Here is a 21,140-nt window from a genome sequence, read left to right on the forward strand (position 1 = left end):
TCAGCTCGTCGCGGGCTGCCCGTCCGCCTGCGGGCTCTCCGCCACGGTGTCGGACCGTTCCGGTTCGGTGAGCAGTTGCCGCCGCGCCAACCGGTGGAACAGCCCGTCCGGGAGGTCCATCAACTCGTCGAAGCTGCCCCGCTGGACGATCCGCCCCGCTTCGAGGACCACGATGGTGTCCGCCGCCCGGACCGTGGACAACCGGTGGGCGATGACCACCCGGGTCGCGGCCAGGGCGGCGGTGCTCCGACTGACCACCTCCTGGGTCCGGTTGTCCAGGGCGCTCGTCGCCTCGTCGAGGAAGATGATCCGGGGCAGCGGGGCCAGCGCGCGGGCGATCAGCACCCTCTGCCGCTGCCCGACGGAGAGCGTCCCGCCGCCGAACGGCACCATCGTGCTCATGCCCATCGGCAGGGCCTCCAGGTCGTCGGCGAGGCCGGCCATCCGCGCCGCCTCCCACACCTGGTCGAGCGGGAAGCTGCCGGCGCCGCAGATGTTGTCCCGTACCGAGCCGGCGAAGAGCTGACCATCCTGCAGGACCACGCCGCACTGCCGGCGGACCGCGTGCACGTCGAGTTCGGAGAGATCCTGGCCGTCGTAGAGCACCGCACCCTGCTGTTGGCGCTCGAAGCCGAGCAGCAACCGCAGCAGCGTGGACTTCCCGCAGCCACTCGGCCCGACGATGGCGACGAACTCACCCGGGCGGACGTGCAGGTCGATGTCGACGAGCACCGGCGGCTCGTCCGGCTGGTAGGCGAAGGTGAGCCGGTGCAGCGCGATCTCGCCCCGCAACTCCCCCGGGTCCACCCGGTCCGGGCGCGCCTCCGGGTCGGCGCGCAGGATCTCCCGCAGGCTGCCCAAACGTGGCACTGCTGCGATCACCTCGACCCCGGCCGACACCAGCACCAGCAGCGCGCCGAGCAGCATCGCGAAACCGACGTTGAGAATGAAGAAGTCAGCCGGCGCGACCCGGCCGGCGAGCGGCCCCATCAGCACGGCGAAAAGGACCAGTTGACCGGCGACCGGCAGCACGGTGCCGAAGGCGACCAGGCCCGCCTGACTCTGCCGGACCCGTTGCAGCGCCGCCCGGGCCGTCGCGGCGACCTCCGACCAACGTGCGTGGGCACGGGTTTCGGCGGCCGCCAATTTGATTTTGACGATGCCGCCGAGGAGTTGGTTGGTCATCGCCGCCGCCCGGTGCTCGGCCGGCAACGCGGACCGTTGCTGACGGACGATCAGCACGGCGAACGCGCCGAACGTCAGCATCGTGACGGCGACGATCCCCGCTGCCCACAGCCCGAGCACGGGCTCGACCACCAGGAGCATGCCGAGGGTCACCGCGACGATCGCGGCCGCCGAGACGAGCTGCGGCAGCAGCGCGCTCAGCGCCTCACCGACGAACGAGATCCCCAACATCGAGTTGGCGATCTCACCGCTGCTGCGACCGGCGAAGAACCGGGCCGGTAGCCGCATGAGCCGGTCCCAGATCGCCAGCTGCGCGCCGGACTGCATCCGGCCGTCCAACCGCAGCAGACGCAGGTTCTGCACCACACCCACCAGCCCCGCGACCACCGCGGCACTCAGCATCAGCGCGAGGAAGCCGCCGAGGCCGTTCACCTCGCCCTGCCGGGCCAGCTGGCCGAGCACCTCACCGGTGGCCAGCGGCACGCCCAGGCCCAGCAGTGCCACGCAGGTGGCGGCGAACAGCAGGCCCCGCACGTCCCGGGACGCACCGACCAGCCCGGCGCGCAGCAGGTGGCGCATCCGAGCGGTCGGCGGCAGCGGCGCCTGCACCTCTGTCGCCTCGGCGGCGAACGTAGCGGCCACCGCCGCGTCGACCGGCCCGTACGCACGGGTGTCCGGGTCGACCTGGTGGTAGCGGCCGCGGCGAAACACCAGCGGCACCGCGACGGTGCGCTCCGGGTCGTCGCCGGCCCGCCATCCCACCAGTGGCCCCAGGTCCCGCCGCCACCACCGGTCCGGCAGCCGCACCTCACGCAGGAACAGGCTGGACGCGCGGGTCACCGCGTGCACCGCCGCCCGGTCGTCCAGTGGCGCGCGACTGCGGTCGGCCGGCTCGTTGATCGGGCTGCCCATTCCCTCGGTGACCACCCGGACCACCGAGGCCGCCCGCCCGTACCTGTCGAAGCCGGCCTCGTCGTCCGGAACCGGAACCGCACCGCCCGCGCCGATCACCCCGATCGACCGGCGGGCCGCCGCGGCGAGCACCGCCGCGTCGGTCTCCCGGCGCCGCTGCACAGCACTCAGCAGCGCCGCGTCGGCCTCCTCGATCCGAGTCTCCACCATCCGCAGCAGCCGGGCCACGTGCTGGTCCACGGCCGATCGCAGCTGACCGTTGACCAGCAGGTCCCAGCTGCCGTGGCTCTCCACCGCGCACGGCGACTCGGCCACCACCCAGTCCCGCTCGGCGACCAGCAGCAACTCCCGCTCCCCGGACATCTCCGCGGGGCCACCGTCGTTGCGTCGCAGTTGTCCACCAGCGCTGCGCAGCCACCACGCGCCGCCGGTCGAGGTGAGGGCACTCCCCGGCGCCAGCGAGATGATCTCGCGACCACAGAGCGTGGACGCCTCCCGGGGTGCCTGCCCGCGGCGCAGCGCGTCGGAGATGGCGACCAGCACCAGGTCCACCGCCGCGACCAGCTCCGTCGCGGCGGTCCGCGCGCGCAGCGACGCCCCCTCGTCCGCCACGCGGCCGAGCCGGACGTGTCGCTCCAGCAGGGACAGGTGACGCCGGGACAGCCCTCGCAGCTCGGTGCCGGGCAGCGGCACCAGGATCAACTGCCACGCGCCGATCGCGGTGGACGTCGGCACCAGGCCACCCGCAGGCAGCCGGGCCACATGGTGACGACGCGAAGGGCTCATCCCGGCCCGGCGCACCGCGAACAGGTCGGCCTCACCCCCGGTCACCAGCCAGCCGGCCGCCGGGCCGTCCAGGCGACAGACTTGGCGTACGCCGTCCGAGCAGAAGCCGATCAGGCCACCGGCCGGGGGATCCTCCACCGCGCCACTCATCAGCGTCTCCTCGGATCGTCGTGTCAGTGGTCCCGGACCAGGCGCGCGTACGCCCCGTCCTGGGCGACGAGCTGCTCGTGGGTGCCGCGCTCCACCTCCCGACCGCCGTCCAGCACGACGATCAGGTCGCAGTCGCGGACCGTGGACAGGCGGTGGGCCACGATCAGGCAGGTTGCCCCCCGCCGGCGCAGGTGCCTGTCGATCCGGCGTTCGGTCTCGGCGTCCAGCGCGCTGGTGGCTTCGTCCAGCACCAGCACCCGGGGGTTGCGCACGAGCGCTCGGGCGATCTCCAGCCGCTGCCGCTGGCCACCGGAGAAGTTGCGGGCGTTCTCCCGCACCGGACTGCCGAGGCCACCCGGGCGGGCCGCGACCTCGTCGTAGAGGCACGCGTCGGTCAGCGCGGTGACGACGTCCTCGTCGGCGACAGTGAGGTCCCACATGGTGACGTTGTCCCGGACCGTTCCCTCGAACAGCCGTTGGTCCTGGTCCACCATGGCGACCGTCGCCGCCCAGAGCCCGTCGTCGGTCGCGGCCCGCTCCAGGCCGTCCACTGTGACCCGTCCGGTCCAGGGACGGTAGAGCCCGGCGACCAGCCGGCCGACAGTCGACTTGCCACTGCCCGACCTCCCGACGAGCGCCACCCGGGCACCCGGCGGCAGGTCCAGGCTGAAGTTCTCCAGCAGTGGACGGCCCAACGGGTTGTAGCCGAAGGTGACCTCCTCGATGCGCAGGTGCCCCTCCATGGGCGTCATCGGGCGGGCGGGTCGGTCCTGGGCCGACGGCAGTGGGTACCGCTCCACGTCACGCAACCGATTCAGGTCGGCACTCATGTCCTGCAACCGCGAGCCCAGCGCGGTCAGATTGCCCAGCGGGCGGTTCATCGCGGCGGCCAGGCTCTGCATACCGACCAGCACGCCCACGCTCATCGCCTCAGCCACGACCTGCCGGCTGCCCAACCCCAGCAGCACCGCTGTGGTCCCCGAGGCGAGGAGCGCCGGCAGGACGGAGAGCACCGCTGTGGGCACCCCGAGCCGCTGCTGACGGGTGGCGACGGTGGCGTGGCGCGCCGCGAACCGGGCCACGGCGCGTTCCTCCTCACCGCCGGCCTTCACCGTCTCGATCATCTGAACCGTGGTGTACACAGTGGTCACCAACTTGCTGCGGTCCGCCTGAAGACCGGCGACGGCGGTGGAACGGGTCGAGGCGACATAGCGGAGCACGCTGACGTTCAACCCGGCGAGGACCACCGCGCACAGCCCGAGCAGCAGGTCGTAATGGCAGAGCAGAGCCCCGTACGCCAGCACCAGGCCGGTGTCCACCACAGTGGTGGCCGTCCGGCGGGTGAGCACCTCGGCGACCACCTCGTTGCCACGGACCCGCTGGCTGAGATCGGCGGCCTGCCGCTGGTCGAAGAAGGCCGGCGGCAGCCGCAGCAGGTGTCGGAAGAACCGGGCGGCGCTGGCGAGGGCGAGCGCCGTCTCCGCCCGTACGGTCAGGCGTTGCTGAAGCAGGCTGGCCAGGAAGGTCAGCACGGTGGCCACCGCAACCGCCGCCACCAGGCCGGCGAACGCCGCCCGGTCCTCCTGCAACAGCACCCGGTCGACGAAGACCTTGGCCATCACCGGGATGGTCAGACCGACCACGGCGATCAGCAGGCCGAGCAGCAGCATCTGCGCGATCGCCGAGCCCGGGCCGCGCCACCGCTCGGCCAGCGCCCGCACCAGCCGGTAGCGGGTGCCGCCGGGCCGGAACTCCGGGCGGGGCTCCATGGTGAGCACGATGCCGGTGAAGGCACCGTCGAACTCCTCCCAGCTCACCGCACGGGGACCGGTGGCCGGATCGTTGATGAAGACCTTACGGCCGAGCCCTTCCAGCACCACGAAGTGCTCGAACCGCCAGAACAGCACCGCCGGCAGCGCCACGGTGGCCAGGCCGGCCAGGTCCATCTGGAAGCCCTTGGCCACCATGCCGTACCGGCGGGCGCCCTTGAGCACGGTGGCCGCGGTGGAGCCGTCCCGGCTGACGCCGCACACCCGGCGCAACTCCTCCAGGGGCACGTTCCGGCCGTGGTGCGCGAGCAGGATCCCCAGCGCGGCGGCACCGCACTCCACCGCCTCCATCTGGATCAGCGTGGGCGTACGGACCCGTCGACGTCGGATCCTGGGCAGCTCCGGCGTGCCGCTGACGGCGGTCGTCGGCGCGCTCATCGCCGCAGCAACCAGTCGATCGGGTGTTCCTGGTCCACAGTGAACCAGGCGGTGACCTCGCTGGCCGAGTTGAGCTGGAACGGCGGCGGGGACCTGGTCCAGCGCAGGCCACCCGGGGCGGCCGGGTCGGGTTCCAGGGCGACCGTCACCCGCACCACGCTGCCGCGGGCGAGCAGCCGCCGGACGTCGGGCCCGGTGCCCAGGAAGGCGCGCAGCGAGGCCTCGGTCTCCGGGAAGGCGCCGACGGTGGTCACCTGGCCGGCCAGGGTGCCGAACACGTTGCGCGGCGCGGCCGCGGCGGCCACCTCGACGGACACGCCGGGTTGCAGCAGCGGGGCGGCGACGGCGGGGGCGTAGACGACTGCCTGCAACGCGTCCCCGGCGGTGTCGAGCCGTTCCAGGTCGGCCAGGTGCGTGCCCGGTGTGACGATCTCGCCCTCCGAGACCAGCCAGGCGACGACGTACGCGTCACCCGGCGCGGTCTCCACCCGCACCTTGCCGTCGGCCGTACGCAGGCTGTAGAGGGGTGTGCCCTTCGGCACCCGCTGGTGCGGCGACGCCCACACCTTGGTGACCTGGCCGCTGTCGAGCGCGTCGAGGGCCGAGATCCCGTTCGAGTGGATCAGCACCCCGGCCGCCTCGACGGTCCGGGGCACCACAGTGCGTACCGACCAGACACCCGCGGCGACCACGACGATGACCAGCGCGGTGGTGGCCAGCCAGTTCGGCACCGTGGTCAGTCGGACCGCCCGGTCCAGTTGCTCGGGTGCCTCCAACTGGCGCAGAGCCTGCCGCCGGAACTTCATGGCCGGCCCTCCGTCGCGGCTGGGCCGGTGGCGCGGCGGGAGCCGAGCAGGAAGTCGGCCACGCTCGGCTCGACCAGCGGGTCGAGCCCGGACAACTCGGCGAAGGCCTGGGAGTCGCCGGCGCCGAGGGCGCACGGTGCCAGCCCCATGGCGGTGGCGACGAGATACATCTGCTGGGTCAGCACACCCGCGTCCTTGAGAATCATGGCGTAGCTCATCCCTTCGTACTTCCACATGAGCCGCTGGACCCGGGCGGTGACCACCAGCACCGTCTGCGGCGGCCGAGGCAGGGCGCCGGACGCCCGGGCGTACGCCAGCAGCCGGTCGGCGGCCGGTCCCCAGGCGGCGACCGGCTCCAGCCGGTGCCCGACGGCGTCGTAGTGGTAGAGCCCGCGGTCGAGCCCGGCGCACCGCGCTACCAGTGGATAGATCTCCAGCTCGTAGACTCCGCCGCCGCCCGGGTAGGGCCGGTGGCCGATCTCCTGCCCGCCGGCCTCACCGACGGCGCTGGTGTGCTGCGACCGGTGCAGGAATTCCGCCAGCCGTTCCAGGGGCAGTGGCGCCGTGTCGTCGTGTTCGCGCACGCTGCGCCGATCCGTGACGACCTGACTGAACGCAGGATCCGCCTTGGCGATCGTCGGCAGGTCCGGCAGCGGCAGGTCGACCGCCCGGCCCCCGTCGTACGGGCGGCGCAGCGGAAGCGGTGCGAAGCTCCCCCGCATCCGGTAGGTGCCGCCCACCGGCAGCGCGTGTCGGCCAGCCCGGGATCGGTGGTGCAGCCGCAGTTCCTCCGGCGACCAGTAGGCCAGCGGCGCGTCGTCGCACTCCGCCTCGAACTCGGCGTCGGTTACCAGGATCCGGGCGGTGGCCAACTCGTCGAGCACCCGTCCGGCGACGTCCGGCGGCACGCCGAGCGTGCGGGCCACCGCCTCGGGTCCGACGCCCGGGGCGGCGGCGGCCAGGACCGCGCCGAGGGCGGCGTCGGCACAGCCGACGACGAGGGTGCTCAGCGGTGAAGCGGCCACCAGCACGCCCCGTTCGTGCTGGAGGGCGGCGAAGCGGGAGAGCCGGTAGCGGACCCCGGGGGTGTGCAGGCGACTCTCCGGCAGACTGCCCCGACCCAGGCCGGTGGGCACCAGGTCGAGCAGCGGCCGATCGTCGACCTGGACGCGGCGCTCCAGCCAGGAGTGGGCGAGCAGTCGGCGCAGCAGCAACTGCGCGGGCAACACGCGGTTCTCCCCCTCCAGGCCGCTGATCAGTCGGCCGACCTCGACGTCGTTGACCCAGTCGGCGGCGAGCCGCAGCAGCAGGGCCCGCCGGCCCATGCCCGGTTGCTCCAGGGTGAGCTGGAAGCGGGTCTGCCGCAGGGTCAGCGAGCCGTCCTCACCGAGCCGCAGCTCCGCGTCACGGCGCAGCCGGTACGACTCCTGAATCGGCGGACCGCCCACGGAGCCGCTCACGACGACCGCCGACCGACCGGGTCCACCACGGTGGCCATCCCCACATCCTTCCCACGCTCCCGGTCGCCCGGGAAACGCCGGCTAGAAGAACACGTTCAGCGGATTGGCCGACGTCTCGTCGACGGCCAACGGGCCCCGACCGAGACGGGCCGGCACGTCCCACAGTCGGCCGGGACCGAGCCGGCGCCAGAAGTGCCGCAGTCCCGGCACGACGACCTTCACCACCGCCAGGTCGACATCCGGACGGGACTGGTCGACGACGATCACCTCCAGGCCGGCCCGCTCCGCCCGGCGTACGCAACGGCGCACGTCATCCCCGACGTCGCCGGTGGTCAGCGCCGGGTGGTCCGCAGCGGTGCACGGCGGTCGGGTGGGATCCGGGGCCAGCCAGGGCTGGTCGGCCACCCGCACGGTGCCGAACCAGCGCGCGGTGTCCGGGTCGTCGACGCCGTACCGGTTGCGGGCGGTGGCGGGTCCGGCGACGGCGGGCAGGAACTGGTTCACCTCGGTGAGCGCCCGGGTCAGCGCGACCCGCGCGTCCAGGTGCGCGCCGAAGCCGACCAGGACGTCCTCCGGCCCCCGGTCGACCCGCCGGGACACCGCGGCGAACGTGGGTACGCCGAGGTCGGCGGTCAGGTCGAGGGCCCACAGTTCGCGGCCGAGGGCGGTGGCGTGGTGGTCGACGCAGGCGGCGGTCCACGGGTCGCCGAACGAGGCGAGGTCCACCCCGGGCATCCGGGACCGGTGGTACCACCACAGGGCCACGCTGTCCCGCTCCACGAGTTCGCAGAAGCCCTGGAGGATCGCCTCGGACAGGTTGCCGCCGGCCGCGCAGCCGTTCGAGTCGGCCGAGCACACCCCCAGCCCGGTCAGCTCCGGATGCCCGTACCAGCAGTGCGCGGCGGGCAGCTCGCGCGGTGTGTGCCGGGTCAGCGACCAACCCGTGGTCCAGTCCAGCTCCACGTCGTCGGGCAGCGGGCGGGGAACGCGGTGCAGGTGACCCAGGTCGTGGTTGAGCCGGTCCCGGTCGGCGTACTGGCGTTCCGAGAACAGCAGCAGATCCCTCAGGTGCACCGCCCGGTCCGGGCCGAGCTGCCGGTAGGTGGCCCGGTGCACCGGGCGGTCGCCGCGCCACACCCCGCAGTAGCGCTCCACCGCCTCCCCGACCGCGCTCATCCGGGCCTGCAGGTCGGTCCGGCCCTTGCCGCCGCTCTGCCCGCGCAGATTGCGGCGCAACGCGGCGAGCTGGCGGGGCTGGGCGAAGTTGTGCCCGGCCGAGTAGGTGTGGGTGACGCCGTTGTCGGTCGCCTCCAGCGGGGTCAGCCGGCTCACCACGCCCAGATACCGGCTGACGTGGTGGACGAGCGAGGCGTACGCCTCGGCGGGTTCCCGGATGCGGGAGTCCCCGGCGCGACTGGGCTGGGTGCCGCTGGGTGGCAGGTCGATCCGTGGCTCGGCCTTGCGGACGAGGTCCGGGTCACCGCAGGCGGGGCACTGCGGCTGGCGTACCAGTTGGTGGCTCTCGGTGCTCAGGTCCCTGGTGTCCAGGGCGACCATCCGGCCGGTGAGGCGGGGAGACGCGCCCCGGACGGCGAGCACGGCGAGTTCGGCGGCGAGCAGCCCGGCTGCCATGGTGGCCAGGCCGGGCAGGACCGCGCGGCCGGGCTGCGGCAGCGGATCGGTCAGATCCTGCCCGTCGAGGAAGGCGTTCACCTGTTCGTTCTCCTGCCAGCGTTGCCGCAGGCAGACCCAGCAGCCGGTACGACCCGGCACGAGGTGCGGGCCGAGGAAGACGACGTTGCCGTGTGGCCGGGCCAGCGTCCACGCGCGACCGGCGGCCAGGTGGCGCTCGTTGAGCAAGGCCAGCCGGGGGTCGAGCATCGACGACGGCAGCACCAGCACCTGGGCGGTGTCGAGGCCGGGGTCCGGTGCGTCCGGCCCGACCACCGTCGGGGCGAGCCCGAGGGCGCGCAGCGCGTCGGCGGTCTCGGCCACCCGGGGCGCGCCGAGGTCCACGATGGTGACCGTTCCTCCGGCCATCCACCGCTGTCCGGCGTCGGGTGGGACACCCCGGGCGTCCCAGCCGGCGGCCTCGGCCGCCGAGGTGTGCGCCGGACCGGACACCAGAAGGCCGTGGTCGCGCAGCCGGGCGAGGGCTGCGGCGACGGCGGCGACCGGGTGTCGGGTGGCCAACCGGGCCACCACGTCGGCCAGCGGCGCGGCACCGTCGAGCTGGTCGGCCAGGTCCGCGGCGACCGGGTCGTCGATGAGCAGGCTGCGGGTCTCCCCCAGCACCACGAGCGGGCCGTCGGGCAGCCGCACCGGCACGTAGTCCGATCGGAAGCGCGGACGCCACATGGGTTCCTCCCGAGCCTCGTGGCCGGACCGCGGCACCACCGGCGATCACGACTGTTGTCATCGTCGCGGTCCGGTGCGCCCCGATCCGAGTGATGCCACCGGTTTCTGCCGTCGCCGACGTGGTGGACCCTCGGCGGCAGGGTCAGCGGGCGGTGACGGTCAGCGCGGTGTCGTTGAGGCCCAGCACCGATGTGCCGACGGTCTGTGCCGGCACGAGCAGCACGAAGGTCTCCACCCGGGTGACCCGGATCGACTTTCCGCTGACCGCCTTGCTGTGACCGGTGGCGACCAGGTCCGGGCTCTGCGGCTCCAACCGGACGGTGGCCGGGCCGCCGGGCGCCGGGCGCAGCGTGTCGGTGGCGTGGATCGTCAGAAAGGTGAGCGTGCCGGTCGGCGCCGCGACCGCGCAGTCGGACCATTCCGCCCGGTCCATCGTCCGCTGTACCGCCCCGCCGACACCGGCGAGCTGCTGCCCGTAGACCTCCCAACCGCCGGCGAACTGACCGTCGAGCAGCGGGCTCGACACGACGAGGGACCGGTTGCCCGTCGTGGACCCGATGCTGCGGGAGAACACCTCGGCGGCGAGGGCCCGACGGCTGGTCTCGTCCAGGGCGGCGCCGCCCGCGGTGGCCGGCCGGCCGTCGATGCTCCGGGCGACCACCAGCGAAGGTTGGGTGACCTGAACGTTGTGACTGAGCTTCCACTGGCCGTCGGCACCCAGCACGAACTGGCTGACATCGGTGGGCGCCAACTCCGAGCCGGTCAGTCGGAGAGTGGCCGTGGCGAGGAAACAGGACGGATCGCCGGGTGGCACCGCGAAGACCGGGTTGATGTGCTGGAAGGACGGTTGCGCTCGCTGGTTGTACGCGGCCCGACGGACTGCGGCGATGCTGAGGTCCAGCGAGGGCGAAACCTCCTGGGCCCGCAGCGCCTCGACGTCACCGGCCACCGAGGCTGCCGAGTCGGCCTGGTCGAAGGCGGTGAGCACGAGCGCGGCCCGGTCCCTACCGAAAGTGGCCGACCCGTGGGGCGCCGGGGTGGCCGCGTCCACCGGTTCGCCGCCACAGCCGGTCAGCATGAGCAGCGCCACCGTGGCGGCGGCGAACGGCATCGCGGGCACCGGCGCGGCGAGGGTACGCGGGCTCCTGACGGATCTTCTGCCCAGCATCTCGTCCTCCATCTACCACCGGTCCACGGGAATCGCGCCCGATGCAGTCGAGTATGTGAGCGGCTGTCCGGCCACGACGGTGGCGGCGCGGCCTCGTGCTGCCCGGCCTGTCGACGTTGCACCGAACGATGTCATCCGGCCTGGATCGCGGTCACCGATCGGTGTCATCGAGCCGAGCGACCCAGGCCGCCAGAGCCGACCGGGAAGCGACACCGGTCTTGCGGTAGAGGCGGGTCAGGTGCGCCTCCACCGTGCGGGGGCTGATGTTCAGCTGCCGCCCGATCAGTCGGCTGGTGGCCCCGGTCGCTGCCAGCCGGGCGATGTGCCACTCCCGGTCGGTCAGGGCGGCGACCTCACGCGGGCCGATCGGACGGGCCAGTCGCAGACCGACCCGTTCCGTCCCGCACCACAAGGCCAGTTCGAGCGCCCGGCGACGGGCCCGCGCCGCCAGGCCGCTCTGGTCCGCGGCTTCGGCCGCCCGGGCCAGGGAGGCCAGGGCGAGGCTGCGCCTCAGCACCATCCCGCCGGCACGGAACAGGTCGGCCGCGGTCTCCAGGTACGGCAGCGCCGCCTGGACCTCGCCACGAGCGAGCAGCACCTCGCCGTACGCCGACTCGGCGAAGCCCCGCTGCCCGGGCAGACCGACCTGATCCGCCTCGGCCAGTGCCAGTCGCGCCTGCCGCTCGGCGTCGGCCACCTCGCCCGCGGCGAGCGCGGCGGCGCAGAGCAGCTCGTACCACCTGGGCCGCAGCGACGTCTGGAGACGGCTCAGCCGGCTGTCGCCGCCGGCGGAGCGCACCAGGTCGGCACAGGTCGCCGGATCACCCGACAGCAACGCCGCGGTCGCCAGCGCCGTCGCGGCCGTACGACCGCACCAGGTGGCGAGGTCGGTGGCGATTCCGGCGGCGCTGCGGGCCAGCGCCAACGCCCGGTCGTCGTCCCGGAGGCCACCACGCCACGCCGTCGCCTCCGCCTCGAACGCCAGGGCGAAGCTCAGCAGGTGGTGACTGCCGATGCGCCGGGCGACGATGCCCGCCTCGGTGGCCAGTCCGATGGCGGTGTTCAACTGCCCGCCGTGGTAGGCCACCTGACTGCGACCGAGCAGCAGTTGGCACAGGCCGTCGTCGCGGTGTGAGGCGCGGACGAGGGTCAGCCCTCGGTCGAGGTGCCGCACCGCGTCGGCCTGCCGTTCGAGGTAAAGCTCGCTCAGGCCGAGTGCGGTGAGGCAGTCGGGGTGGTCCCGTACGTCCCGGTCCGGCAGCGAGTCGACGATCCGGGCGCCGGCATCGAGCAGACCCCGGGCGTCGTCCAGTGCGCCGTCGTGTGCGGCGGCCAGACTGCGGACGGCCAGCAGGCTGGCCCGGTCGGCACCGGAGCCGCCGAGATCTCCGCCGAGGACGTCGGGCAGCCCGGTCACGGGGCGACCGGCCAGGATGCCGGCGACGCCGATCTCGGTGGCGAGGCGGTAGCCGTCGCTGGGGCCGGCACCGGTTGGCAGGGCGGCCAGCTCCCGCCGGCTGATGGCCGCCGCCTCCGCGTAGTTGCCGAGCAGACGTTCCACGCGCGCCCAGAGTGCTACTGCCTGCGCCCGTCGTCCTTGCGGGTCGGCGGGAAACAGCGGCACGATCTCCTGGAGCAGGGCCCTGCTCTCGGCCAGGTCGCCCGCTTCCCCGGTGATCTCGGCCAGCGCGAGCGACACGTCCTGGCGACGTTGCGTCAGACCGGCCGTCGGGCGCAGCGCACGCAACGCCAGCCGCAGCCAGCGGATGGCCAGGTCCGGCGTCTCGCGCCGAACCTCCTGCGCGGCTCGGCAGAGCACGTTGACGCAGCGGTCGGCCCAGCGGGCGTTCGGCAGGGCGAGCAGGCGCTCCGCGTAGCGGGCCCGATCCGCGGGTGGCGCGCCCAGATCGACCAGCGCGGTGAGCGCCCGCGCACACGCCTCCACCTGCCACTGCGGGTCGGTCTCCTGAGCGACCGCCATCCGCAGCACCGGGTGCCGGAAGGCGAACCGTCCGGTGCCGGGGACGCGGCGGATCAGGTCGAGCCGGGCCAGCCGCCAGCATGCCTCGACCGCCAGTGACGCCGGGACCTGCGCGACCTCGGCGAGCAGGTCCGCGCTGAAGGGCGCATCGACGATCGCCCCGGCCCGCAGACAGGCCAGCTCGACGGGGGGCAGGTCCGTCCACTCGCGGCGCAGCACGGCGACCGCCGCGTCGGACAGCCGGGCACCCTCTGCTTCACGGATCGGGTCCGTGCTGTCGGAGGTTGAGCCGCTCGGCAGCACCGCCAGGTAACCGGGATTGCCGCCGGTCAGGTCGTACCGGGCGCGCAGCTCCACCTCGTCGACCTGGGGGTGCAGGAGTGCGACCTCGGCGAGGCTGAGAGGGCGGAGCTCGATCCGGTCGTGGGGCGGCGGCTTCGCGTCGGCGTGCTCGTCGGGATCTGGTGGACCGAACGGCATCGGGGTCGCCATCTGCCGCGGGCGGTAGACGAGCACGAGCAGCACCGGGGCGGGCACCGGATACCGCAGGAGGTGGGCGATCAGGCCGGTGGAGGATGCATCCGCCCAGTGCAGGTCGTCGAGGACCAGCACCAGACCGTCCCGGGCAGCCAGACCGACCAGCCGGCGAGCCAACTGGTAGGTCCGGAACCGCCGGGCATCCGACGCCCGTCCCGGCGCCGCTGGCACCGCGATGGTGGACTCCGCCCAACTCTCCTCAGTGGACCGGCCGGCACGCAGCCCACGTCGAAGTGACTGCCCCTCCGTGAAGGCGTGTCGAAACACGTGGAAAGGAACTCCTCGCTCATCCGGCGAGCAGGTCCCGACGGCCCAGGGGACGGTGGGGGCGCACCGCTCCAGGGCCTCGTCGACGAACCGGGTCTTGCCGATGCCCGGCTCCCCGACGACCTCGCAGACCATTTGCCAGCCACGACTCAGCACGGCGGCCTGGGCTCTCCCGATACGTGCCAACTGTGCTCGTCGCCCGACGAAGCGCGGGCTCGACGCGCTTTCCAGCCCAGGTGTCATCACGCAGACCAGACGCCTTCCGGCACACTCAATGGGAATTGATCGCACTATACCGGAGCATCGCCGAATGTCGAAGCATGTCGACCCCTATTCAACAAGTGCGAGACGCAGGTTCTTTTCGACATCGCATCACAACCCGCAGAAAAGGACCGGTCACCAGAAGCGCGGAATGATGTCCCTGAAACCCAATAAATCGCCCGCATCCTCCGGCGCCTGGCAGCCGACAAGTCCCAGGTCACTGCGGGGCTACAGCCAGGACGCCTAACTGTTCATTGGAGGGCCGTACCCAATCTGATATCACCACGATCATGGCCGCCTATACCGAATCACCCGAAGCGGTCATATTTCTACCGTGACCTGCGACCTGGGAGTTCTGCGCCACCTGATGAACCATCGGCGACCGCGCCAATTGACTGGGTCCCACGTCCCTGGAATTCGTCACCTGCCGCCAATCGTCAACATGCGAACAGCAAGATGCATCCGCGACAGTGCCCGAGATGGAAACCGTAGGCGTCCAGCCTGACGTTCAGGCGAGGTCGTTCAGGTGGGCAAGCCATCGACGGACGGCTGCGAAATCCGCGTCGGTCAGGCCCTTGTACGGGTCGACGCGGTGCAGCAGCGCTCGCGCCGGATGATGAGCCGCGACCCATCGCCGGTCAACGTCGGTCGTCTCGTCGTCGAGCCAGACAAACGGTCGTCCCGCCGCCCACTGCGTCAGATATGCGGTCTTCCAGTGCAGGCCGTGCGCTGGATCCTCATCGTCGTCCGGCCATTCGACGACAGGCAGGGAAGGTAGGCCGAGCAGTGGCGAGATGACTTCGTTCGCGTCGGCCATCCACGTCGTCGCCCACACCAACTGGCAATTCAGAGCCGACAGCCGCTGACCGTCAGTTGGGTCGATCCGGTCGAGCAAGGGGTTGCCGGCGCCTCCTGAGGAACGTGCCACGGCACCCGCGAAGGAGTGCCCACCGCCAACCGACCTGGCCTTGAACGGGATCAGTGGTCCGTCCACATCGAGAAATACCAAGGGCAGGTTGGCAAGACCATGCGTCACGCGCGAACCGTATCGTGCGGGTGACCTTGTGCCGCTCATCGGGCACAATGTCCCGGGTGAGCGCTACCGTGCCGCGCCGGGTCGAGGAAAGAACCCTGCGGCTCGACTACGGCCAGTTCTGCCTCTACGGCAACCCATCGCCCGACGCCGACTATATGACCCTGCTGGAACAGGCGATCAACGGCTCAGGCATCGCGGCAGACGACACGGGGGTCGTCGTCATCTCCCCTCACCAGAACAACTTCGAGATGCCGTTCCGTCTGGAGGTGTGGGACGACCCGCCGCCTGATGATCGCGAAGACTGGGAGGAGGCCTTCGAGGCCAGCCTCCTGGTGGTCGATGACGTGCTCCAGTATTTCAGCCCCACGGACACGGTCGTCACCTTCGAGGTGCCGAGCGGCCGGTACGCCGCACGAATATCGGGTCGGGGCTTCGTCAACCGGGGCTGGCCCGGCTCGACCACCCCCGGCGACAGGTGGCGGGTGCAGCTCTGGTCGCCTGCCGGCGATTTCCCCGCGCGCCGGCTCAAGCAGTGGCGTCAACCTGCCGTCTGAGCACTTCGTACGATCCTGGACATGTCTGATCTGCGGCGCTAGGTTGAAACGTCATTGATGACCGTCTTTATGCCGCACAGGTACGGGGGCCCGCATGTCCACGTCTGTCACTCGCCGCACCGTCCTGGCCGGTGGTGCCGGTGCCGCCATCGGCCTCGCGCTGCCCGGCGCCGCAGCCCACGCCGGTGGCCACCACCCCACCAGCGTGAGATTCACCCTTGACGCGAGGACCCTTGACGGCGGTGAGCAGGTCACCTCGGTCACCCTGGAGACCGGCCGGCTCGGGCCGATCGACCCCGCCGGGCTCACCCCCGGCACGTTCACCGTCCACGCCAAGGCCACCAGCCCGATCCCGATCGCTCCCGGGGACCAGATCTTCAGCGAGTACGACCTGGACCGCACGGTGACCGCGGCCCGACTCGACCGGCACGGAAACATCGTGCTGGAGCTGAGCCACGCCGAAGGTCAACCCGGCGGTGGCACCCTTGGCTACATCGTGAGCAGGGGCCGTAACGTCCGGCTGGACCTCGTCTACACCATCAGGCAGAACACCCCACTCGTCCGGCGCCACGGCTCACCGGTCACCATCACGCGCTTCGTGCAGGGGCGGCTGTCGAACCCCGAGGTGGACGCGTTCAGCCACCACGTCTCCAGCTCCGGCCTGAAGTACCGGTTGTACTCCCCGGAGCGCTCGCCCCGCCACGGTCGGCGGCCGTTGATCCTCTGGCTGCACGGTGGCGGCGAGGGTGCCTCACTGCCCGACGACTACTACGACAACGAGACCACGCTGCGCGCCAACCGGGGCGCCCTGGGCTTCGCCACTCCGGAGGCTCAACGGATCTTCTCCGGCGCGTACGTCGTCGCTCCGCAGAGCACCTCCTACTGGATGGAGGACGGCCCCCGCTTCGCCCCACTGATCCGCGAGATCGTCCAGGACCTCGTCCGCCGCAAGCGCGTCGACCCGCACCGGATCTACGTGGCCGGTTGCAGCAACGGCGGCTACATGTCCCTGGAGATGACCGTCGCCTATCCCGATCTGTTCGCCGCGTCGGTGCCGATCTGCGGCATCGTCGAGCCGCTCAGCGGGGAGGGGCCGCCGCTGATCACCGATGAGGAGCTGGCGGAGATCCAGACCCCGACCTGGCTGGTCACCTCGCTCGACGACGACACGGTGCCACCCGAGACCAACACGATCCACGCCCACGACCTCATCCCGGGCTCACTGATCACCCTGTACGACCACGTCGTCTGGAACGGCTACCAGTTCCCCGGTCACTGGTCCTGGATCTACGTGGCCCGCAACGACCCGAGTAGCAACGGCACCCACATCTGGCAGTGGATGGCCCGCCGCCGTCGGTGATCCGCCGTCCGGGGTCAAGCGGGCGGGCGCACCGTCGGCTGGAGCGGGCTTGTCCCATCCCTGTGCTCCAATCCGGTCATGCATGTCGTCGTCACAGGTGCACTCGTTGAGAACGGCGCGGTCCTGCTGGTCCACCGCAGCCCGACCCGCCGGGCATACCCGGATCTCTGGGATCTGCCCGGGGGCCATGTCGACACGGGTGAGTCCGAACTACAAGCACTCGCGCGGGAGATGCACGAGGAGCTCGGTGTTCACATCGTGGCGGAGTCCGCTTCACGGTTGGGCGACTGGCATGCCGGCAGTGGCGAGGACGCCGTTCACGTGGGCGTCTGGAAAATTGGAGACTGGGTCGGCTCTCCCACCAACCGCGCACCCGACGAGCATGACGACATCGCCTGGGTCGGGATCAACGAGCTGGGTGGCCTTCCCCTGGTGTTCGGCGACCTGGCGGCGCTGCTTCGGGACGGGACGCCTTGAGCCCTATCTGGCAACCAGGGGCCTGACATCCTGGGGAGTCGACCTTTCACCCGAGATGATCCGCGTGGCTCGGCGTGACCATGCGACCTTCCGGTTCGATGTCGCCGACCTGCGTGAGCTGCCCTTCGAGGACGCGTCGCTGGTAGGCGTGGTCTGCTGGTACTCCCTCATTTTCCTGGCCCCGGCCGATCGACCGGCGGCCTACGGCGAGCTGCGTCGCGTCGTCAAGCCGGGTGGTATCTGGTGACCGCCTTCAAGGCCGGAGCTGTCACGGACGCTGGCTTCACGACCGTGTTCTGGGGCGGCGTGCCCGCCGATGGGCCGGACAGCCCCGCCCAGGGGTATCTGCTCGCCCAGAAAGCCTGATGCCGATCCCCCGCCGTGCCGCCGAACCCCTCAACGCGGCAGACCGCACCAGGCCTTGAAGGCAAGGCCCGAACGAACGCATCCCGTTGACAACATCACCCGCATCCCAATACGCTTAACACACTGGTTAAGTGAAGGAGCTCACGATGGCTGGCACCGATCAGCTCAGCGCGGTGTTCTCGGCGCTCGCCGACCCGACTCGACGGGCAATCGTCGCCGAGTTGGCCGAACGCGACGCCACGGTCACCGAACTCACCGCTCCTCTGTCCATCTCGATGCCAGCGGTGTCACGGCACCTGAAGGTGCTCGAACGCGCCGCGCTCATCTCGCGGTCACGGTCGGGCAAGTGGCGCGCGAGTCACCTCGAAGCTGCCCCGCTGCGCGAGGCAGCCGACTGGATCGAGCGCTACCGGCGGTTCTGGGACTCGTCCCTCACTCGCCTCGATGCCCACCTCGCCGCGGTGCAGGCCGCCGGACCGGCAACGGACCGGGTGGCCGACGACCCCAGGGAGCCCGAATGACCACCGAAATTCCGCAGCTCGTCATCTCTCGCGTGTTCGACGCGCCGCGGGAGCTCGTCTACCGAGCCTTCACCGATCCCGACCATCTGGCGGCGTGGTGGGGCCCGACCGGCAACTCACTGCCGCGCGACGAGATCGAGTTCGACGTACGCCCCGGCGGCTTTCAACGGTGGACGGAGGTCAGTGCCGCCCAACCCGAGCTTCGGGTGCACGTCCACGTCGACCTCACGGACGTCGCCGACGGCGAACTGCTCCAAGGCGTCATGCACGTCGGTGGCCGGCTGCAGGAGGGCATCGAGCCGTTCGAGACGAGACTCCGGGTCGAGTTCCACGACGAGGCGGGCGGACGGACGCGACTCGAGATCCGCCAGTGGCTCCCCGAACATCTGGCGCGCCCCAGCGAGGAGGGCTGGCGCCAGGCGTTCACCAAGCTGGACACCGCGCTGATGAATGCGCAGGCCGTTGCAACAAGTCATCGAGAGGCAGAGGCATGGCAAAGCTGATCTACGTGACGAACGTGTCGCTTGACGGGTACATCGAGGACGAACGCGGCGCGATCGACTGGTTTCCACTCGGCGACGAGGTGTTCGCGTTCCACACCGACCTCCTGCGATCCGTGGGCACGTTTCTCTACGGGCGGGGCCTGTACGAGGCGATGGCCGTCTGGGAGAACGACCCCGCTCTGGCCGCGCAGTCCGACCTCACGGCCGACTTCGCGAACGCCTGGCAGGCGGCGAGCAAGGTCGTCTACTCCACGAGCCTCGACGCGGCCTCAACTGCCGACACTCGAATCGAACGCCGTTTCGACCCCGCCGCCGTACGCGAACTGAAGGCCACGGCCAGCAGCGATCTCACCGTTGGAGGTGCCAACCTCGCGGCGCAGGCTTTCAAGGCCGGGCTGGTCGACGAGTGCCAGCTGATGATCCTGCCCGTTGTCCTCGGGGGCGGCAAGCCAGGGCTGCCGACCGGCATGCGCGCCGACCTTGAGCTCCTCGACGAGCGCCGATTCCCAAACGGGGTCGTACACCTGCGCTACCGCCCTCGCGGGCAGTGAACGACAGCCCTGCGAGGTTGGATGACGGCGGTGGCTCAGTGGCCGCGGAACGCCTCCTCCAGCCACCATGAGCCGTGCGCCGCGCTGACTTTGGCGTCGACCACCAGTGGCCGGGTGCGGGAACCAGCGAGCCAGTGGCGTACCGGTCCGAGATCGTCGACGGTCCGGACGGTCAACCCGTCGCAGCCGTAGCCACGGGCGATCGCGGCCAGGTCGGTTTCGGGGAAGGTGATCGTCTCCAACGGGTGCCCGTCCGGGCCGAAGTGGTGCACCTCGGCGCCGTACGCCGCGTCGTTGTAGATCACCACGACGAGGGGTGCCGCCAGCCGGACGGCGCTGACCAGTTCGGTCGCGGACATGACGAAGCCACCGTCGCCGACCGCCGCGACGGTGAGCCGGTCCGGCCGGGCGACCGCCGCGCCGAGTGCACTGGCCAGGCCGAGCCCGACCGACTGGAAAGCCTGGGTGAAACAGAACCCGGCCACGTCCGGCACGTCGAGCCACATGGACGGGTAGCCCATGAAGTTGCCCGAGTCGACCACCACCGTCCGGTCGGGCGGCAGCAGGTCGTCCAGGGCTGCCGACAGCGTCCTCGGGTCGATCGTCGCCGGGGTGTCGGACCGCGCCGGCCCACCCTCGTCTGAGTACGGGACGGTCCGCCACCGGCCGTGGTCGCGAATCCGTTGCGCCAGCTCCGGCGTACGCCAGCCGCCGGGCCCGGCGTCCACGGGCCCCGTGGAGCCCAGTCGACCGAGTGTCGCCTCGGCGACCGCCGAAACCTCGCCCGCCACCGTCAGGTCGACCGGGCGGTTCACCCCGAACGCGGCCGGGTCGTGGTCCACCTGGACGACGACGGCGGAGGGCGGGATCAGTTCACCGTGCCGGGTGGTCCACATGTTCAGTGTGCTGCCCCACGCGACGACCAGGTCCGCCGCACCGATCAGCTCGGCGGCGAGCGGGGTGGCGAAGCCGCCGGCCACGTCGATATACCACGGGTTCCCGGCGAACAGGCCCTTCGCGGCGGCGGAGACCGCGAGCAGTGCCCCGCACGCGTCGGCGAGCCGTGTCAGCGGTTCCCGGGCCGCCCGGGCGCCCCGACCCGCGATGAAGACCGGTCGACGTGCGGCCTGGAGCGCGGCCAGCAACGGCTCGACCTGCGGGACGGTGGCCGGGGTGGGCGCGACCGCAGGGAACAGGCCGGACCACGGTTCGGTCACGGTGAGCTGCACCTCCAACGGGAGGCCCAGCACCACCGTCGCGCCCCGGGCGGCGGCCCGGTACGCCGCGCCCGCGTCCTCGGCCGCGTGTGTCGCGCGTACCCGATGGAAGTCGGCCCCGACCGCGGCGGCGAGCGCCGGCAGGTCGATGAAGAAGTTAGACCGCGGCGCGGTCGCCTCCGGGGCCAGGACCACCATCGGTGTACGGCTCTTCGCGGCCTCGGTGAGGCCGGTCAGCGCGCTGGTGACGCCCGGACCCTGGTGCACCGAGAGCAGGCCCACCGTCCCGGAGGTGCGGGCGTACCCGTCCGCCATGCTCGCCGCGCCGCCCTCGTGGGCCGCCGCCACGAACCGGGCACCGGCCGCCACGAGCGCGTTCGTCACATGGAAGTTACCGCTGCCGACCACCCCGAAGACGTACCGTGCGCCGTGTTCGTACAGAACCCGGCCGACCACCTCGGCGACCCGCATCTGTGG

Annotated in this window: 15 protein-coding genes and 1 pseudogene; 7 read left to right on the top strand and 9 right to left on the bottom strand. The window is 71.6% G+C overall.

Annotated features, from left to right (window positions below):
• The 8 genes from KBX34_RS11035 to KBX34_RS11070 form a co-directional block, all read right to left on the bottom strand.
• Entirely contained in the window at positions 1-3,033 is a 3,033-nt protein-coding gene (locus KBX34_RS11035; protein WP_210924810.1) for an ATP-binding cassette domain-containing protein, read from the bottom strand.
• Between the two features lie 23 nt (positions 3,034-3,056).
• The gene (locus tag KBX34_RS11040; protein WP_210924812.1) at positions 3,057-5,240 is read right to left on the bottom strand and encodes an NHLP family bacteriocin export ABC transporter peptidase/permease/ATPase subunit; all 2,184 of its coding nucleotides are present in this window, start codon (positions 5,238-5,240) and stop codon (positions 3,057-3,059) included.
• Entirely contained in the window at positions 5,237-6,046 is an 810-nt protein-coding gene (locus KBX34_RS11045) for an HlyD family efflux transporter periplasmic adaptor subunit (protein ID WP_210924814.1), read from the bottom strand. The genes KBX34_RS11040 and KBX34_RS11045 overlap by 4 nt, the downstream gene beginning before the upstream one ends.
• Complete coding sequence (locus tag KBX34_RS34225) at positions 6,043-7,506, bottom strand: SagB family peptide dehydrogenase (protein WP_210924816.1); 1,464 nt, start codon at positions 7,504-7,506, stop codon at positions 6,043-6,045. The genes KBX34_RS11045 and KBX34_RS34225 overlap by 4 nt, the downstream gene beginning before the upstream one ends.
• Before the next feature lie 81 nt (positions 7,507-7,587).
• The gene (locus KBX34_RS11055; RefSeq protein ID WP_210924818.1) at positions 7,588-9,864 is read right to left on the bottom strand and encodes a TOMM precursor leader peptide-binding protein; all 2,277 of its coding nucleotides are present in this window, start codon (positions 9,862-9,864) and stop codon (positions 7,588-7,590) included.
• Positions 9,865-10,006: 142 nt separating this feature from the next.
• Positions 10,007-11,032 (bottom strand): hypothetical protein, encoded by a 1,026-nt coding sequence (locus KBX34_RS11060; protein WP_210924820.1) that lies wholly within the window; start codon positions 11,030-11,032, stop codon positions 10,007-10,009.
• Between the two features lie 151 nt (positions 11,033-11,183).
• Positions 11,184-14,060, bottom strand: coding sequence for an AAA family ATPase (locus KBX34_RS11065; RefSeq protein WP_282102614.1), 2,877 nt, complete (start codon positions 14,058-14,060; stop codon positions 11,184-11,186).
• A gap of 526 nt (positions 14,061-14,586) precedes the next feature.
• Entirely contained in the window at positions 14,587-15,114 is a 528-nt protein-coding gene (locus tag KBX34_RS11070) for an HAD domain-containing protein (protein ID WP_307871373.1), read from the bottom strand.
• A gap of 56 nt (positions 15,115-15,170) precedes the next feature.
• Between KBX34_RS11070 and KBX34_RS11075 the strand changes: the two genes are divergently transcribed.
• The 7 genes and pseudogenes from KBX34_RS11075 to KBX34_RS11100 all read left to right on the top strand — a co-directional run bounded on the left by KBX34_RS11075 (position 15,171) and on the right by KBX34_RS11100 (position 19,446).
• Positions 15,171-15,668, top strand: a complete 498-nt coding sequence (locus tag KBX34_RS11075; RefSeq protein ID WP_210924826.1) for a hypothetical protein — start codon at positions 15,171-15,173, stop codon at positions 15,666-15,668.
• A 94-nt stretch (positions 15,669-15,762) separates the two neighbouring features.
• Positions 15,763-17,028: a prolyl oligopeptidase family serine peptidase gene (locus KBX34_RS11080; protein WP_210924828.1), complete on the top strand. Its 1,266-nt coding sequence runs from the start codon at positions 15,763-15,765 to the stop codon at positions 17,026-17,028.
• A gap of 78 nt (positions 17,029-17,106) precedes the next feature.
• Complete coding sequence (locus KBX34_RS33500; protein ID WP_247667908.1) at positions 17,107-17,505, top strand: NUDIX domain-containing protein; 399 nt, start codon at positions 17,107-17,109, stop codon at positions 17,503-17,505.
• A pseudogene (locus KBX34_RS11085) lies at positions 17,489-17,871 on the top strand (class I SAM-dependent methyltransferase); the annotation flags it as partial. The gene KBX34_RS33500 and the pseudogene KBX34_RS11085, both read left to right, overlap by 17 nt.
• 146 nt (positions 17,872-18,017) lie before the next feature.
• Positions 18,018-18,392, top strand: a complete 375-nt coding sequence (locus KBX34_RS11090) for a helix-turn-helix transcriptional regulator (protein WP_210793791.1) — start codon at positions 18,018-18,020, stop codon at positions 18,390-18,392.
• The gene (locus KBX34_RS11095) at positions 18,389-18,895 is read left to right on the top strand and encodes an SRPBCC domain-containing protein (protein ID WP_210924832.1); all 507 of its coding nucleotides are present in this window, start codon (positions 18,389-18,391) and stop codon (positions 18,893-18,895) included. Before KBX34_RS11090 ends, KBX34_RS11095 begins: the two co-directional genes overlap by 4 nt.
• Positions 18,883-19,446 carry a dihydrofolate reductase family protein gene (locus KBX34_RS11100; RefSeq protein ID WP_210924834.1) on the top strand — a complete coding sequence of 188 codons (564 nt, stop codon included), beginning with the start codon at positions 18,883-18,885 and terminating at the stop codon, positions 19,444-19,446. The genes KBX34_RS11095 and KBX34_RS11100 overlap by 13 nt, the downstream gene beginning before the upstream one ends.
• Before the next feature lie 35 nt (positions 19,447-19,481).
• Here the strand turns inward: KBX34_RS11100 and KBX34_RS11105 are convergent, their stop codons facing one another.
• Complete coding sequence (locus KBX34_RS11105; RefSeq protein ID WP_210924837.1) at positions 19,482-21,134, bottom strand: thiamine pyrophosphate-binding protein; 1,653 nt, start codon at positions 21,132-21,134, stop codon at positions 19,482-19,484.
• Positions 21,135-21,140 lie beyond the last annotated feature (6 nt).

This window comes from Micromonospora sp. M61 (assembly GCF_018070245.1).
GTDB lineage: Bacteria > Actinomycetota > Actinomycetes > Mycobacteriales > Micromonosporaceae > Micromonospora > Micromonospora zamorensis.

Bases quoted from the DNA above. Each gene is read 5' to 3' on its own strand.
- KBX34_RS11035 (WP_210924810.1), bottom strand. From the start codon at position 3,033: ATGAGTGGCGCGGTGGAGGATCCCCCGGCCGGTGGCCTGATCGGCTTC.
- KBX34_RS11040 (WP_210924812.1), bottom strand. From the start codon at position 5,240: ATGAGCGCGCCGACGACCGCCGTCAGCGGCACGCCGGAGCTGCCCAGG.
- KBX34_RS11045 (WP_210924814.1), bottom strand. From the start codon at position 6,046: ATGAAGTTCCGGCGGCAGGCTCTGCGCCAGTTGGAGGCACCCGAGCAA.
- KBX34_RS11055 (WP_210924818.1), bottom strand. From the start codon at position 9,864: ATGTGGCGTCCGCGCTTCCGATCGGACTACGTGCCGGTGCGGCTGCCC.
- KBX34_RS11060 (WP_210924820.1), bottom strand. From the start codon at position 11,032: ATGCTGGGCAGAAGATCCGTCAGGAGCCCGCGTACCCTCGCCGCGCCG.
- KBX34_RS11065 (WP_282102614.1), bottom strand. From the start codon at position 14,060: ATGACACCTGGGCTGGAAAGCGCGTCGAGCCCGCGCTTCGTCGGGCGA.
- KBX34_RS11080 (WP_210924828.1), top strand. From the start codon at position 15,763: ATGTCCACGTCTGTCACTCGCCGCACCGTCCTGGCCGGTGGTGCCGGT.
- KBX34_RS33500 (WP_247667908.1), top strand. From the start codon at position 17,107: ATGCATGTCGTCGTCACAGGTGCACTCGTTGAGAACGGCGCGGTCCTG.
- KBX34_RS11090 (WP_210793791.1), top strand. From the start codon at position 18,018: ATGGCTGGCACCGATCAGCTCAGCGCGGTGTTCTCGGCGCTCGCCGAC.
- KBX34_RS11095 (WP_210924832.1), top strand. From the start codon at position 18,389: ATGACCACCGAAATTCCGCAGCTCGTCATCTCTCGCGTGTTCGACGCG.
- KBX34_RS11100 (WP_210924834.1), top strand. From the start codon at position 18,883: ATGGCAAAGCTGATCTACGTGACGAACGTGTCGCTTGACGGGTACATC.
- KBX34_RS11105 (WP_210924837.1), bottom strand. From the start codon at position 21,134: ATGCGGGTCGCCGAGGTGGTCGGCCGGGTTCTGTACGAACACGGCGCA.